Annotated in this window: 15 protein-coding genes; 4 read left to right on the top strand and 11 right to left on the bottom strand. The window is 64.8% G+C overall.

All coding sequences use genetic code 11. The annotated features are described in order from the left end of the window. Positions 1-1,151 precede the first annotated feature (1,151 nt). A complete protein-coding gene (locus tag ACZY1G_RS09295) occupies positions 1,152-2,048 on the top strand; it encodes a hypothetical protein (protein ID WP_463822242.1) in 897 nt (298 codons plus the stop codon). Between the two features lie 226 nt (positions 2,049-2,274). Here ACZY1G_RS09295 and ACZY1G_RS09300 read toward each other — a convergent pair whose 3' ends face one another. The 6 genes from ACZY1G_RS09300 to ACZY1G_RS09325 form a co-directional block, all read right to left on the bottom strand. After that, positions 2,275-2,838: a hypothetical protein gene (locus tag ACZY1G_RS09300; protein WP_463822243.1), complete on the bottom strand. Its 564-nt coding sequence runs from the start codon at positions 2,836-2,838 to the stop codon at positions 2,275-2,277. Continuing rightward, positions 2,835-3,272, bottom strand: coding sequence for a hypothetical protein (locus ACZY1G_RS09305; RefSeq protein ID WP_463822244.1), 438 nt, complete (start codon positions 3,270-3,272; stop codon positions 2,835-2,837). The genes ACZY1G_RS09300 and ACZY1G_RS09305 overlap by 4 nt, the downstream gene beginning before the upstream one ends. A 133-nt stretch (positions 3,273-3,405) precedes the next feature. Further along, positions 3,406-3,669 carry a hypothetical protein gene (locus ACZY1G_RS09310; protein WP_463822245.1) on the bottom strand — a complete coding sequence of 88 codons (264 nt, stop codon included), beginning with the start codon at positions 3,667-3,669 and terminating at the stop codon, positions 3,406-3,408. Continuing rightward, a complete protein-coding gene (locus tag ACZY1G_RS09315) occupies positions 3,669-6,149 on the bottom strand; it encodes a WXG100-like domain-containing protein (protein WP_463822246.1) in 2,481 nt (826 codons plus the stop codon). Before ACZY1G_RS09315 ends, ACZY1G_RS09310 begins: the two co-directional genes overlap by 1 nt. A gap of 3 nt (positions 6,150-6,152) precedes the next feature. After that, positions 6,153-6,440, bottom strand: a complete 288-nt coding sequence (locus tag ACZY1G_RS09320; RefSeq protein ID WP_463814009.1) for a WXG100 family type VII secretion target — start codon at positions 6,438-6,440, stop codon at positions 6,153-6,155. Beyond that, positions 6,440-6,742 (bottom strand): WXG100 family type VII secretion target, encoded by a 303-nt coding sequence (locus tag ACZY1G_RS09325; RefSeq protein ID WP_463814010.1) that lies wholly within the window; start codon positions 6,740-6,742, stop codon positions 6,440-6,442. The genes ACZY1G_RS09320 and ACZY1G_RS09325 overlap by 1 nt, the downstream gene beginning before the upstream one ends. Before the next feature lie 224 nt (positions 6,743-6,966). Here ACZY1G_RS09325 and ACZY1G_RS09330 point away from each other — a divergent pair, with 224 nt between their 5' ends. After that, a complete protein-coding gene (locus tag ACZY1G_RS09330) occupies positions 6,967-8,112 on the top strand; it encodes a PE-PPE domain-containing protein (protein ID WP_463822247.1) in 1,146 nt (381 codons plus the stop codon). A 229-nt stretch (positions 8,113-8,341) separates the two neighbouring features. Further along, positions 8,342-9,274, top strand: a complete 933-nt coding sequence (locus ACZY1G_RS09335) for a mechanosensitive ion channel family protein (RefSeq protein ID WP_463822248.1) — start codon at positions 8,342-8,344, stop codon at positions 9,272-9,274. Here the strand turns inward: ACZY1G_RS09335 and ACZY1G_RS09340 are convergent. Next, positions 9,261-10,286 (bottom strand): TIGR03617 family F420-dependent LLM class oxidoreductase, encoded by a 1,026-nt coding sequence (locus ACZY1G_RS09340; RefSeq protein WP_463822249.1) that lies wholly within the window; start codon positions 10,284-10,286, stop codon positions 9,261-9,263. The two genes, ACZY1G_RS09335 and ACZY1G_RS09340, sit on opposite strands and share 14 nt — an antisense overlap. Positions 10,287-10,296: 10 nt before the next feature. After that, positions 10,297-10,566, bottom strand: coding sequence for a hypothetical protein (locus ACZY1G_RS09345; RefSeq protein WP_463814013.1), 270 nt, complete (start codon positions 10,564-10,566; stop codon positions 10,297-10,299). A 95-nt stretch (positions 10,567-10,661) separates the two neighbouring features. Between ACZY1G_RS09345 and ACZY1G_RS09350 the strand changes: the two genes are divergently transcribed. Next, positions 10,662-11,195, top strand: a complete 534-nt coding sequence (locus ACZY1G_RS09350; RefSeq protein ID WP_463822250.1) for a TetR/AcrR family transcriptional regulator — start codon at positions 10,662-10,664, stop codon at positions 11,193-11,195. On the opposite strand, the gene ACZY1G_RS09355 is transcribed toward ACZY1G_RS09350, so the two are convergent. Genes ACZY1G_RS09355 through ACZY1G_RS09365 form a run of 3 tightly spaced genes read right to left on the bottom strand, consistent with a single transcriptional unit; the run spans position 11,187 to position 13,929 of the window. Beyond that, entirely contained in the window at positions 11,187-12,776 is a 1,590-nt protein-coding gene (locus tag ACZY1G_RS09355; RefSeq protein ID WP_463814848.1) for an MFS transporter, read from the bottom strand. The genes ACZY1G_RS09350 and ACZY1G_RS09355 overlap by 9 nt on opposite strands. Then, a complete protein-coding gene (locus ACZY1G_RS09360) occupies positions 12,764-13,339 on the bottom strand; it encodes a TetR/AcrR family transcriptional regulator (protein WP_463822251.1) in 576 nt (191 codons plus the stop codon). The genes ACZY1G_RS09355 and ACZY1G_RS09360 overlap by 13 nt, the downstream gene beginning before the upstream one ends. Continuing rightward, positions 13,336-13,929, bottom strand: a complete 594-nt coding sequence (locus ACZY1G_RS09365) for a TetR/AcrR family transcriptional regulator (RefSeq protein ID WP_463822252.1) — start codon at positions 13,927-13,929, stop codon at positions 13,336-13,338. Before ACZY1G_RS09365 ends, ACZY1G_RS09360 begins: the two co-directional genes overlap by 4 nt. Between the last annotated feature and the right edge of the window lie 19 nt (positions 13,930-13,948).

A 13,948-nucleotide genomic window follows, 5' to 3' on the forward strand; every position in this document is an offset into this window, starting at 1 on the left:
GCTTCGGCACGAGATTGATCCTTCCAGCAAGGACGAATCCTCACAGGTCAGGAGTCAACCAAACTGGGGGCAGTCCCATCCGTCTTAGCAGCCTCAAGGCGATTGTCTATCGTCGTTCATCACGAACCTTCGCTCCAATGGCCTCCTCGCAGCTTATGCACCGGCAGCGACACGACTCGATAGGCAGCACCGCGATCAGCGGACCGGTCGAGCTGCCCTTAACCCCGACCGTGCAGCTTCGCTCGCCCAGGTTGTTCGCAAAGCGACGCTGCTCAGTCGACTGCCGAGGAACTCTGGGAGGTCTAGCGTGGTCGGAATGGGTTTGTTCAGTCATGAGGAAGTTCGGGACTCGGCCGACGACGGCAGTAGGGGCCGTGTTCAGAGGGTCCGAGCCGCTGACGTGGACGAGTTCGGCGTCGACGGTCCTGTGGTCGTGGGTCCAGGGCCAGCGCCTGAAGATGGTTCGTGTGGTCAGTACGCAGTGCAGTTTCACGTGACGACATCAATGCTCGTCGGGCTGAAACGCATCGCTGATAGGCAGGGAGTCACTGTGCCGGAGGTGTGCCGTCAAGTGATCGGGGTTTTTGTTGCCCAGCAAGAGGGCGACTTGTCTGCGTTGATTGCTGCCGAAACTGACGCGGATGGTTACCGGCCGAGGTTGGGGCAGGCATAGGCGCATGCAATGAAAGGTCGCCGGTGGCTTCTCGAGGTAAAGGATGCGCCGGCCGTTCGTTGAGGGTGTCGCACCGGCGAGCTATCTTCTCAGCGGGAGGGGACGATGGATAAGGCTGGGTCGAGAAGCAACAGGGCTGCCGCCGAAAAGCGCTTATGGGTGTTCCGAGATGACGACGGCGGCTACTTGTCGTGGGTTGCGGCGCACTCCGACGGATATGTTGTCAACGTCCCGAGGGGATTCAGCTTGGCGACGGCGCGACTCCATCGTGCTGATTGCCGCACAATTTCCGGTGCTATCCCTAGGGGTCGACGCTGGACCGGTCCGTACGTCAAAGTGTGCGCGGACCACATGAGTGAACTCGAGCAATGGGCGGCGGAGAAGTTTGACGCCTCGATCCAGTCGTGCGGAAGCTGTCACCCGCGGTCAGCGCGAAAGAAGCGCTCCGTCTGCACGCGGTCTGAAGACGAGACCGGTCATGTCTGAAACCGCTCCCAGCTATCAGATTCACGGGCCCATTTCCGATCGACCGGTTGTTGAAGCCTGGGCTCAGGACTACATACGGTTTGAGCGTCTTCCGTTGTGGCAGAAGCACTTGCGGACCGCGATCCGGACGCGTTGCGGCGATCTTTACCCGGCGGCTGATCAGGTGCTGCACGCGGTTTTTGTTGGTACCAAGCTAGCCAATTCAGATGTCGAGAATCTCCTGCTCTACAACATCGACACGTTCAAGATTCCCGGCCGTAATGGCATTCGCTTCGAGCATGGTGTGGGCCCCGCGCTCACCCCAGCCGGTGACACTTACTCGGTTGGATATCGCTATGCACTTGCGGCAAGGTCTGGCAGTTTCGACGCTTGGCGAGAGGTTCGCACGCTCGCGTCGTTCGAATGGATCGACCTGGGCGTGTTCAAAGGTGAGAAGAAGCTGGCGCAGGTGTGGTGGGCTCTGACGAAAGCGTGTGCCCAATGCGCAATTTCGGCAGGCGAGCCGTTGTTGCCGGGCACGCCATTCGCGGTCCGTTTACAGATCCGGCCACCCGTTGGGGTTTCACCAATTTGGGGTGGGCTCTTAAAGGGAATTTTCGACGGCGTGATCTGCGCCTTTCAGGCGCAGATAGATGATAGCTCGCTAGAGGAAGTCGCCGATCGGCTTGCCCTCCAGCTTCCTGCCAATCAGGCAGAAATCATCGAGCGTCTGGCGGAGCAGCGATGCGCAGTGCTCGGAGCTGTACCGCGCCTTGTCGCTCCCTACCGTTCAGGTGTCAAGTGGAACCCTGCAGACCACGATTGCGTTGCAGGAGAACTTGTTTCCGCTGGATCGGTAGATGCAAGGTGGGCCATCAAGGGAACCCTCGTCGAGGTCGCTCGCCCCTGATCTATCTACACAGGTCGAGGTGACCTGGGAGGTAGAGACAGAAAACGCTGTATGGGGCCACGACGGGGGCGTGGCGTCAAGCCACGAGCGGTGCTGATGCATGTTTGTCATGTGGCAGCTATCGCGGGGTGTTAGGTGGCAAGTGACCGCGCGACCGCGCCGGACAGGCGATCGAAGTCGACGAGGCTCTGCTGGCTTGCACTCTTCGACCATTCGAGCGGAACGATCAGGCGCGCGCTTTTCGTATTGCTGCGAGGGTCGCCGCGGCGGCTCTCCGGATGACGTCATCGTCGCTTGCTTCCCCGTGGATGTTCCATTGCCAACTGCCGACGTACTTCGGCCGCCTGTCCTCCATAGCGGGGAAGCCGATCTGCAGCTCATTCGAGTAGTCGTTGATGGCGGGATGGTCAGACCAGGCGTCGAGCATCTCTAGTATCACCTCGGGCGAATTGCCGACATAGATGGCCCTATCTGAATCGGGGCGGCCGACGAGATAGGCGGTTGGCGGGCCGTCCCCTGGCAGGCTTCGGTCGATGGCGACCCACAAAGCGTTGGAATCGTGGCCAACTTGCAGGCCACTTGCGATCCAGATCAGTGGCCGGTCTACAGCAATTAACCCGGTGCAGAAGGTCTTGAGCGCGTCATGCGGGTATCTCCACAGCGAGTGTTTGGATGTGCAACCGCCGACGTCCCATTTGCGTGCGTAGGGGACCGTGAGTCCCTCACCTACCCGTATACGCGCACGCAGTGACTCGAGGATCTGGACTACGCGTGGGTCGCTTTCCGTCACTTGTGGTCATCTCCTGTGAACTCGACCTCGGGGAATCTTGAGCCTGACGATGCATTTTCACCGGTGTTGCTTTCCCCAGGGCCAGGCGAATGCGGTAGCCGGTTCGCAGTCTGTTTCCCGCGCAGTGTCAGATTGAGCCAACAGCACCACGGCCACACGGTGGTGTCGTTGAATGCATCAATGTAGTAGCGCTCCATCCGTGAGATCACATGGTCGATTGGTTCCGGCCAGCGGACGAATCCGTGCTCGGCAGTCACGTCGCCGATTTCGAACAACCCTTGCTCGACCACGTCGCGAATCAGCTCCACGGCCGCTCGTTGAATCTCAATCGTCGGAGATGTCGCCATGTCACGGGCTACCTCCCGGTGGACGTGGTCAAGCGCCACCCAGTCGTAAAGACCTATTAGGAGCAGATTTTCGCGCGCTTTAGTCATATCGGCGTTCCTCTTCGTCCTCCAGGTTGGTAGATCAGAATTGGCGCATCTACGACCTCCAGAGCACTGGAGTAGCCGTGCATTGTTAACAGCGATCGGCTCGCATGCTCCGCCCGTTTACTCGAGATTTGAACTAGACGGGCGTTCCGCGATTCCAACCCGGTTTTTCGATCAGGCGCTCGTCACTTTCCCGTTTGCGACATGACTCGGCAAAGAGCCGCGCAGCAACAGGATCCGCAAGAAGTGATTCGTATTCGCGAGGACTCAGTTCGTAGTACTCCTCGTAGTCGAAGACCCCGTTGCTGACCGGTATGGACAGGTACCGCTTCTGCGTGTCGTCCTCGATTCCGATTGAGTAACGATCTTCTCTGGAGAAGAAGGTGTCGACGTAGGCCATCACTCGCTCCCGAAGTCTGAAAGGTCTGAGATGTAATAATCTTTGGGCTGCACCGACGAGCCATCTATTACAGCCTCAGCCAACCCATCAGGCAGCAGGCCACCTGGTAGCCATTGATCGTTCGCACCTGCTTCGTTCCCGGACGGAATTCTCGCATCGTGGTTTTGCGGCTGGGGTATGTCGATTCTCAAAATACGGTGCTTCTCCAAGAATCCTTCGGGCATACCCAATGCCTGCTCGAGCGCGCGCGGATCGCCGTGCGTCGATGCTAGCAGTTCTTCAACTTCGCTCGTGGCCATGACAAACGATGATCCATCCCGTTGCGCGATACCGTACTTGTTGAAGTTGTCCTCGGGCATAAGCCTGGTGGCGCCATCGTCAAACTTCGCCATGTGCTGGTCAATGTATGCCTGAGATAGGTACTCCGAAGGATCGGGGCGGCTCCCCTTCTCCATAGCGAGGATCTCGTTGCGCACCTGATCGGACAGCACGTCTGGACCATCAAGACCGTCCTGGCCGTGGGCGTGGTCATCGATGGCGCCGTCACCGAAGAAGTCTTGCTGAGCGTGATCGGGTGGATGATCAGGTAGCTCAGTACTCTCATGGTTTGAGGTGCTGCCCAGGCGTTCATGAGGAGAAGCCCCACCTTGGTCGTGCGCAGACGGTGCCTGATGAGGAGCGGCCTGGCTTGTTACCTCGTGCGTTAACGATCGATCGGGCGGCTGAATGTGTGGCGCCTCTTGGTGGGGCCGATTGGTTCCGGGGGGAGTGCTGTCCACTGCAGTACTCGGCGCGGAATCGGTAGAACCGGCCTGCATTTTGGGTCCGGTGGAAGACTGGGATCCATCGGAGTATGTCGGCGACGATCCACCAGCATGCGACCCGTCGGGCGCTGCTCTACCGCCCGGCACCGTCGGCTCGGTGGCCCTTGGCGTGGAGTTATCTAGTGGAGGGTTGGCACGCGCAGCCTCCACTGGCGCCTTCCCGCCCACTCCCGGAACACCCTGTGCCTCCTGCACTTTGATGCCGTCGAGCTTCGTGCCCACCTCGCCGGCCTTGGTGGTGATCCCTTCGGTCGCGGACGCTGCGCGACCACCGGCGGCCGCCGCTGCATCCCGTGTGCCCGCTCCGGCCGCCCGCGCCTCGGCGCCAGCCACTCGTGCTTCTGCCGACGCGGCACTAGCTGCCGGCCCTGCCTCACCCGCACCCGGCAGGAACATCGTCCCGACCTGCGCCACGTTGTACCCCAGCGCGCGGAATGGGTCGCCGTTCTCGACATCCTTCCAGTCGACCATCTCTTTCGCGGCGTCAAGACTGCCCTGCGGATCCGAGATCACCTTCTCCGTCAGTAGCGCCGGATTGGTCAGCATCGCAGTCGAATCCGCGAGACTCTTCCATGTCTCGAGCGCACCTTGCGGGTCGTAGGCAAAGCGTCCCGGGTCGAGAGCCTGCAGCCCCTCAGCCGTGACCCCGAGGAACTTCAGTCCGCCTGCAGGCAGACTGGTCAACGCCTTGAAGTCCTGCGACAGCGCGGTACCGACGTCCTCGCCGAACGCTTCCACGAATTCCCTGGAGGCCCAGCTCTGCAGCGATGTCGTCGCTGAATCGAGCGCATTCATGCTCTGGCTGAACAACGTTCGGGAGGCATCGGCCTGCCGCTTCATGTTGGCCATCACCGTCTTGATCTCGTCGGCGACCTCCTGGACCTTCTGCCACGGGTTCTCGCCGCTGAAGAAGTCGCCCAGCGCGTCGAGGACTCCACTGATGCTCAGCTGGTGCAGCAGTGCCCGGATCGCATTCTGCGTCGCTTCGACGTTCGCTGCGAAAGCTTCTACTTGCGCAGCCAATTCGTTTGCTTGCGCGGCGATGTCAGTCAGACCGCGGCTGATCTGCCCTGTGGCGTCACCCATGTGACCAGCCTCGGGAATCTGTTGTCCCGCGAACGCCGCACCAGCTGCAGCCACGGGTTCCGCCACCGCGCCGACCGCGGTGCCGAACGATCGCCAGGCCGCTGCAGCCGCCCGCATCTCTCCGGGATTTCCATCGGGCCAGACGTCGCCCACCAACGATTCGACGACCGTCCATGCCAGCGGCGCCACGACCCCGCTGCCCATTGGTGGCGGCATCGACGGTGCCGTGAACGCATCAGGCGCGGTGGGCTGATGCACAGATGTCTCGCCACCGCCCACCGTCGACGCGGCGTTGGCTCGCTCGTAATTGAACGCCGACATCTGCACGCCGAAGCCCACTTTGCGGCAGGCATTCACCGCCGACGCCGCGGCGTCGAGAAGTGACGCACCTGCCTGTGTGTAGGTCTGCCGGAAGAGGAGGCCCGCAGCGTCGTGCCCGAATAGTGCCCCGGCTCCTGACAGCGCGGTCGACAGGGTGTGTACCGCGGTGGCGACGGTGACGCCGTCACTGGCAACGGCCGCGCCGGTTCCGGCGAGCGTGACGGGGTCGACGGTGATGGGAGCCGTCACGGGCTAGCCCCACATACGCAGATTCGTCTGAGCCGCCGACGAATAGTTGCCGTGCGCGGTCTCGGCGATCGACCGGAGGCGCGCCAACGCATCACGCATCTCTCGGGCGCCCTCGTTCCACCGTGCCTGGGCTGCCTGCTCAGCCTCGCCGGCATCCCCATGCCACGACGTACCCAGCCGGGCCACGCTGCTCTCGGCCTGCGCCAGGTGCGCCGCCAGCTCCGAGTCGAACGCGGCCATGCGATCCACCGCAGCGAGCAGTGCGGCCGGGTCGGCGCTGAACGCACTCATCAGAGACCAGCTCCGGACACCTCGTCGCCAGATGCCTCATCGGTGAATGAGTACCGTTCGGCCGCCTCCTGCAACAAGCTTGACATCCGACTCAGCCCCTCGGCCACCGCAGCCGCGCCGTCATGCCACTCGCGCCAGACCCCGGTGTAGGCAGCGGCCGCTTGCCCGGACCAGCCTCCGCCCAGCAGTTCTGAGATGTCGGTATCGAGGGAGCCGATGTCCGAACGCAGCGTCTGCGCGAGAAGGTCGAGCTCACCCGATACGGCGACCAGCTCCGACGTCGATACCTGCAGACGCGACACGTCCACGACTCCTTTGCAGTCGAGCGGAATCCCGCCGACCAGCCTATGACTGCCGCGAGGGGGGTCTGAACACCAATTCGTGCTGTTCAGATTGGTGATTGACAGCAAAGAATCGTGCCGTCGATCTTGATGACGGGGGGATTCCCCGATTCCTCATCCCCAATACGTCAGTACCGTCAAAATGGTCAGATCAGGACTCGTCGCTGCAGAATCCAGGGTGGGCAATGAAACGCATCGCCGTTTTGCTCGGAGCACTTCTCATCGCGCCGTCGGCAGGTGTGGCGAACGCGTCGACGGCACTGCTTCTCGGCGGTAAGGGGATCTACGCCGAGCTCAGTGAAGAGCAGATGGCCAACGCGTTCGGCGGCTACTTCTCCACCTACGACCGCCGCATCAACGTCCCCTTCCCGGGCAAGGAGTTCTACTCCTCGGTCAAGATCGGCACCGAGAATCTCTACAACGCCGTCTACGACCCGCAGTACGCCGGACCCAAGACCATCGGCGGCGTCTCCGAAGGCGCGCCCGCTGTCATGGAGGTCCTGCGCCGCCTCGAAGCCGACCGCGAAAACACCACGGATGGTAAGGAACCACCGCCGCCGTCGGAACTGAACGTCGCCGTCTACGGATCGCCCAGTGGCCACTGGATGGGCAAGCTGGCGAACCTCCCGATGCCCGTCACGCCCTACAACATCATCATCGTCACGGCCCAGTACGACGGCATCGCCGACTTCCCCGACAACCCGTGGAACATGCTCGCCGTCTCCAACGCGATCATGGGCGCCGCGATCCTGCATGTGAAGCAGTCCGAATTCGACATCCGCAACAACGACACCTACTACACCGTGGAGACGAACGAGGCCGGCGGCACCACCACCATCCTCATCCCGACCGCGGTTCTGCCGATCCTGCAGCCGATGGTCGCGTTCAACTTCGACCCCGACTTCGTCGCGGCGCTGGACGCCAAGCTGCGTCCGAAGATCGACAAGGCCTACAAGCGGACGCCGATGGAGTACGGCATCCCGGACACCCTCAACGGACCGCCCGGAGAGACGCCGACGGTCGCCCGCCAAGATGCCGCCGACGAACAGGACGCGGTCACCGAGTCCACCACCAAGGCCACCAAGAAGAGTTCCGCAACGTCATGGAAGGACGCGGCCGCCGAGCGTCGCGAGGAGCGTAAGCGTCTCCGCGCTGAGGCGCGGGCTGAAAAGCAGGCAGTCAAAGAGGATTCGGACGATACGCCGTCCGTCACCCGGCCTCGTGAGTCCGAGGACAAGGACACCACGTCTACAAACGATCGCGACACGACCAAGCCTGCTGACAAGCCCGAGCACGCCGCGGCGACGTCATCGTCGAGTGACGCCGAGTAACGACAGTCACGCCGCCCCCTGACTCCCGTCGCGCCGCCATGCGCAGACGATACGAGTGAGCACCGACAAAGTTCGCGCACAAAAGTCAGGATGACTGACCGGACGCCGACAATGTCGCTACAGCTGGGCTTTCGCCGCACATGGGTACCGCTGCGGCCCTGCACTCCAAAGTGATTCAACCGCAACGCGATTTGCGTCAGGCCGAGTGGGTAACTGTACGTTCGAGATGATGGACGTATACAACCTCGCCTTCGAATGGACCGAGACCAACCGGCACTGGCTGCTCGAAGTTCCCATCCGGATCGTTGCCTACATCCTGGTCGTGCTGATCGCGCGCTTGCTGCTGCACCGGATGATCGACCGCGCCGCCACCGGTCGACACAACAAAACCCACGACGACGCGGCGGGCAAGAAACCGCCCTTGCTGCGTGGTCTGCGGGACCGCGCACCCTCGAACGCCCGCACCGCCGAACGTCGGCAGCAACGGGCTCAGACCATCGCCTCGGTGCTGAAGTCCAGCGTGTCGATCGTGCTGCTGATCTGGGTCGTGCTCGGCATTCTCAACGTGCTCGGCGTGAACATCGCCCCGTTCATCGCGTCCGCCGGCGTCGTCGGCCTTGCGATCGGATTCGGTGCGCAGAACCTGGTGCGCGACTTCGTGACCGGCGTGTTCATGCTGCTCGAGGATCAGTACGGCGTCGGGGACACCGTCGACCTCGGTGACGCCGTCGGCGAGGTGGAGAGCGTGGGCCTGCGCGTGACCACGGTCCGCGACATCGACGGCACCCTCTGGTACGTGCGCAACGGCGAGATCGCCCGCGTCGGCAACATGAGCCAGGACTACGCCGTCGCCCGCATCGAGGTCCCGGTCGCGCTCGGCGCCGACGTCGAGCGCGCCGAACAGGTCGCCCTCGACGCCGCGCACACTGCCCTTGAGGACCCCAAAATCGCTGCCAAGGTGCTCGGCGAACCGGAGATGCTCGGGGTCCAAGAGCTGCGTCCCGACCAGGTCACGCTGAGGATGACGGTGAAGACCCGTCCCGGTGTCCAGTGGTCGGTGCAGCGCCGGCTGCGTCGCGAGATCCTGCGCGCCTACGACGAGAGCGGCATCGAACTGCCGTACCCGCCCTCGCGCTACGCCGCGGCCGTCAACGCGGAGTGACGTCGGACAGGCGCTGAGCCACTGCTCCGTACCGCTGGAACTTCTCCGGGTCGGCCAGTGCGTTGTACAACACGAGGCGCGTCGCGATTCCCTCGTAGGTCGCGGCCAACGCGTCCGCCAGGCCGTCCCATGTCGACTCCGTCGCGAACGCCGCGATGTGCTCGTCGGTGATCTGCGCGGCCATGCCGGCGAAGTCACCGGCCTTCTGCCGTTCGCGGATGCGCGCCGTCGTGCCCTCGAACCCTGCCTCGTCGAAGATGAACGCGTAGTTGGGGGTGCTGCCGTAGAAGCTCAGGCTCGCCCGCACCAGCTCGCGTTCGCGATCGCGCTCCTCGTCGGTGTCTCCGACGATCGTCAGCACCGGAACGATGACGGCGACGTCGTCGGGGGAGCGGCCCGCCTTCTGCGCCCCCGCAGCCCGGTTCGGCAGCACGTGCCGGGCGAGATAGCCCGGCTCACCGAGCGGGTGGACGTGGATGCCATCGGCGACCTCGCCGGCCATGCGCAGCATCCACGGACTGACCGCCGCGACGTCGACCTTGGGATCCGGAACGCCGATTGGGCCCGGACTCCACTGCGGCGTGATGAAGTCCAGGTCGTAGAACTCGCCGTGATGATCCAGCTGTCCGGTCCGGAACGCCGAGAAGCAGGCTTTCACCGCCAGCACGTAGTCCCGCAGCCGTGGTCCGGGGTGCTCGAACTCGGCGCCGTAGCGCCGGATGATGTGGGTGCGGACCTGCGTGCCGAGACCCAGCCGGAACGTGCCACCGGCGGCTTCCTGCAGTTCCCACGCCGTCGCCGCCGTCACGAACGGGCTGCGCGGGAATGCCACCGCGACGCCCGTGGACACGTCCAGGCCCGGCGCGGCCTGCGCGACGACTGCCGCACTGAGGTACGCGGTGCGTCCCGTCTCGGTGAACAACAGACCCGAGAAGCCGGCGTCCTGGGTGCGTGACGCCAGGGCGGCGACCTCGCGCAACGGCTGCGGCATCGTCATCGCGTCGACCTGCACGGGCCGAACCCTACGCCGCGAGCTTCTCCGGCACGTCGTGCTCCTCGGGCACGTCCTCGGCGGGGCGGTAGCGCTGCAGATAGCGCTGGACCTGCGCGTTACCAACCGGCTTCGACCAGGCGTTCTTGCCGCGCCGTGAGCCGGCGATCATCGCCACGATGAACACCACCAAGGCCGTGCCGTACGCAACGGCAGCGGCACTGCCGGTGGCGATCGCGTGCACGAAGAGGCCGAGCGCAACGAAGGTCAACAGGAAACTGAGGTAGGCGAACATCGCCATGGTTCTCCTTTCGCCAGAAGCGCTACGCTCACCGTAGCGCTACGTTCAGTGTAGCGTTTTGTCCGACGGGTGTATTCCGGGCGAGGGGAGCGATGATGGCGACGACGAGAGCCGACGTGGACGTAAAGATCGCCGCGGCGACTCTCGAGGTGCTCCGGACCAGGGGCCCACGGGCGGTGACGGTCGAGGCCGTGACCGCACGCTCCGGCGTGGCGAAGACGACGATCTACCGCCGATACAGCGACCGCCGTGACATGCTGGCCGCCGCGCTGTCCTCGATCAGCACAACGACCCCACTCGGCGCACAGACCGACCCGCGCGACCGCCTGCGCTGGGTGATCGACCACGCCGTCGACGCCGTCGAGGGCGGCATCGGCTTCGGTGGTTTTGCCGCGCTGCTCACCGACGACGACCCCGAATTCGCCGAGGTGTTCCGGCGCATCCTGGCCGAACAGCGCGCGACGCTGGAATCGGTGGTCACGCACACCTGGCCCGGTGTCGACGCGGCGACGCTGATCGATGCGATCGTCGGCGCCTACACCGCCGAGCGGGCCCGCACCGGGGCGGTCGCCGACGGCTGGCAGGACCGCCTGTTCGCGGTGTTCTGGCCCGCGGGCAGCTCAGGCTGAGTCCCGCACCGCCAGATAGTGGTGCGAGGTCGCCGCGCCCTCGACGAGGTCCTCGACCCTGGCCTCGACCGCCTGATCCTGGTTGGTGAGCCGGGTGTAGTGCTGGTGCATGTGCTCGCCCCACGAGCGCACGACGAACGTCTCCACGAACGTCGACTCCTCTTCCACACTGCGGAACAGCCGCCACTGCGAGGCGCCCGTGCGCTGCCGCGAGCGGCCCAGCACCGTCATCGCGGCGATGAAGCGCTCCTCGTTCTCGGGAAGCACCCGATACGACGTGAGCACGAGAACCGGGCCGTCCAGCGGTTCGGGCTCGAACACCAACGAGGGTTCGGGCCAGTGCGACGACGGGGTGAGGTCCAGGTTCCCTGTCTTCGCGTGCAGCGGCCACCACAGTGACGACAGCCCGCAGACCAGCAGCAAGCCCACGCTGACCAGCAAGCTGGTGACGCTGGTGGTCGCGCCCGCGAGCACGCCCCAGACGACCGAACCCAGGGCCTGTCCGCCCATGAAGATCAGCTGGTAGACCGACAGACCGCGCGCCCGCACCCACGCCGGCAGGCTCAGCTGCATCGACGCGTTGAGCGTCGACAACGACAGCAGCCACGACGCGCCGCCCACCACCAGCGCCGCGATCACGATCCCGAACACCGGCACCAATGCCAGCACCGCCGTCGCCGCGGCGAAGCCCACCGCGCCGAGCGTCAGCAGGATGTTCGCGCCGAAGCGCGACCGTAGCCGCGAGAGCACCAGGGCACCGAGCAGGGCGCCGACTCCGAGCGCTCCGAGCAGCAGCCCGTACCCCGCCGAGGACAACTGCAGTTGGTCGGCGGCGATCACCGGCAGCAGTCCCCACAGCGCGCTCGCGGGGGCGATGAACAGCGCGGTGCGCAACAGGATGCGCCGCACGATCGGCGAGCTGCGGATGAAGCGACCGCCGGCGCTCAGGGCCGCCATCGCCCGCTCGGGCGGATAGTCGTGCTGCACCGGCGGGCGGCGCCACCACAGCAGCACCGCGACGATCCCGATGAACGACACGGCGTTGAGCCCGAACACCAGCGTCGGACCGGCCAACGACACGAGCGCGCCCGCGATTGCGGGCCCGATCGCCCTGGCGCCGTTCATGCTCATGCTGCCCAGCGCGGCAGCCGCGGGAATCTGTTGTGGTGGAACCAGATCCGGCTGGATCGCCTGCCAGGCGGGCATCGTCAGCGCCTGCCCGCAGCCGATCACGAACAGGACGATCAGCAACACCGCCGGCGTCGTCAACCCGAACCCGGTCAGCGCTGCCAGGAACGCCACCCCGGCCGCCATCGCGCCCTGCGTCGCAAGCAGCAGACGCCGCCGATCCACCAGGTCGGCCAGCACCCCGGAGGGCAGCGCCAGCAGCATCACCGGCAGCGTCGTCGCGGTCTGCACCAGCGGCACCAGCACATCCGCGCGCGGATCGCCGACGAGCATCCACTGAGCGCCGACGGTCTGCATCCACGTCCCCAGATTGGAGACCAACTGCGCGATCCACAGCGCACGAAAGACCGGCGAGCGCAGCGGCGCCCAGGTCGAGCTCGTCACGTCGACAATTTTGCGTCGAGAAGCTTCAGCGCGTGCGGGACTGCGTGCTCGGGCAGCGGCGTGTTGTGGGCGGCTCCGAAGATCACGCCGACCATCGCGCCGGCAAGCACCCGCCGCTCGTCCTCGGGGGTGGGCTCCTCGAGCCGGTCCTGCAGGGCGTCGGTGATGAGGTTGATGAGCTTGATGAACTCGGCGTAGATCAACCCGTGCGCTTCGGGCACCTGATAGAGCAGCTTCTGCCCGACCAGGTCGTCCTCCCGATCCTCCGGGGACATTCCGCCGAACACCTCGGAGACGGCGTGTTTGTAGGCGGCGATCGGCGTGAGGTGCCGCGGGGCCGCGCGAAACGCCGCGACGATCAGCGGGGAGTGGTCGGTCGAGATGAGTACCGCTTCCTTGACCCCGAAGTAGCGGTAAAAGGTTCGCGGGGAGACCTCAGCGGCGTCGGCGATCTGCTCGACGGTCGTCGCGCCGAAACCCTGTGTGCTGAACAGCGCGAACGCCGCACGCCGGATCGTCCGGCGGGTCTGAGTCTTCTTGCGTGCCCTCAGCCCGAGTGGCTCTTCGGTCATTCGCGGTCCATGACGCGCGCGGTGTACTCGAGGATCGGCTCACGCAGCGCGGTGACGTCGTCGCCGCGGGTCAGGGCGTTGGTCACCAGCGTCGACACCGCCGCGACCAGCGCCTGACAGGCGAACTGCGTCGAGTCGTCGCGAGCGTCGAAGATCTGCGCGACGCCGCCGACGAACTCCTGCTGCAGCCCCACCCGGGTGCGCATCGCCTCCGGGCCTGCTGCATAGACCTCGAGGAGGTACAGCCGGGCGGTCGCCGGGTCGAGAGCGATGAAGCCCAGGTAGCGGTCCAGCATCACCGCGAACCGCTCCATCGGTGTGCCCTCGACCGGCACCGAGCGGATCGCGTCGATGACGTGGCGCTGCATCCGGCCGTAGCCGGACATGAAGAGGTCCTGCTTGGAATCGAAGTGTTCGTAGAACGTGGCGCGAGAGACCTTGGCTTCCTTGATCACGTCGTCGACCGTCGTGTTGCTGTACCCGTTGGCCGTCATCACCGTCGCCAGCGCCTTGTACAGACGGTGCTTCTGGTTGGCCGCCACCTCTGCTCGACTGAGGTGATGCCGGCCGGCGGCCAGCCGCTCGGACACTGGTCGCTCCCTTGTGAAC

Source organism: Mycobacterium sp. IDUB_5 (assembly GCF_055419565.1).

What these genes read in the sequence shown, in the direction of transcription:
- ACZY1G_RS09320 (WP_463814009.1), bottom strand. Translation starts at nt 6,440, where the DNA reads ATGAGTGCGTTCAGCGCCGACCCGGCCGCACTGCTCGCTGCGGTGGAT.
- ACZY1G_RS09295 (WP_463822242.1), top strand. Translation starts at nt 1,152, where the DNA reads ATGTCTGAAACCGCTCCCAGCTATCAGATTCACGGGCCCATTTCCGAT.
- ACZY1G_RS09310 (WP_463822245.1), bottom strand. Translation starts at nt 3,669, where the DNA reads ATGGCCTACGTCGACACCTTCTTCTCCAGAGAAGATCGTTACTCAATC.
- ACZY1G_RS09330 (WP_463822247.1), top strand. Translation starts at nt 6,967, where the DNA reads ATGAAACGCATCGCCGTTTTGCTCGGAGCACTTCTCATCGCGCCGTCG.
- ACZY1G_RS09350 (WP_463822250.1), top strand. Translation starts at nt 10,662, where the DNA reads ATGGCGACGACGAGAGCCGACGTGGACGTAAAGATCGCCGCGGCGACT.
- ACZY1G_RS09305 (WP_463822244.1), bottom strand. Translation starts at nt 3,272, where the DNA reads ATGACTAAAGCGCGCGAAAATCTGCTCCTAATAGGTCTTTACGACTGG.
- ACZY1G_RS09335 (WP_463822248.1), top strand. Translation starts at nt 8,342, where the DNA reads ATGGACGTATACAACCTCGCCTTCGAATGGACCGAGACCAACCGGCAC.
- ACZY1G_RS09360 (WP_463822251.1), bottom strand. Translation starts at nt 13,339, where the DNA reads ATGACCGAAGAGCCACTCGGGCTGAGGGCACGCAAGAAGACTCAGACC.
- ACZY1G_RS09345 (WP_463814013.1), bottom strand. Translation starts at nt 10,566, where the DNA reads ATGGCGATGTTCGCCTACCTCAGTTTCCTGTTGACCTTCGTTGCGCTC.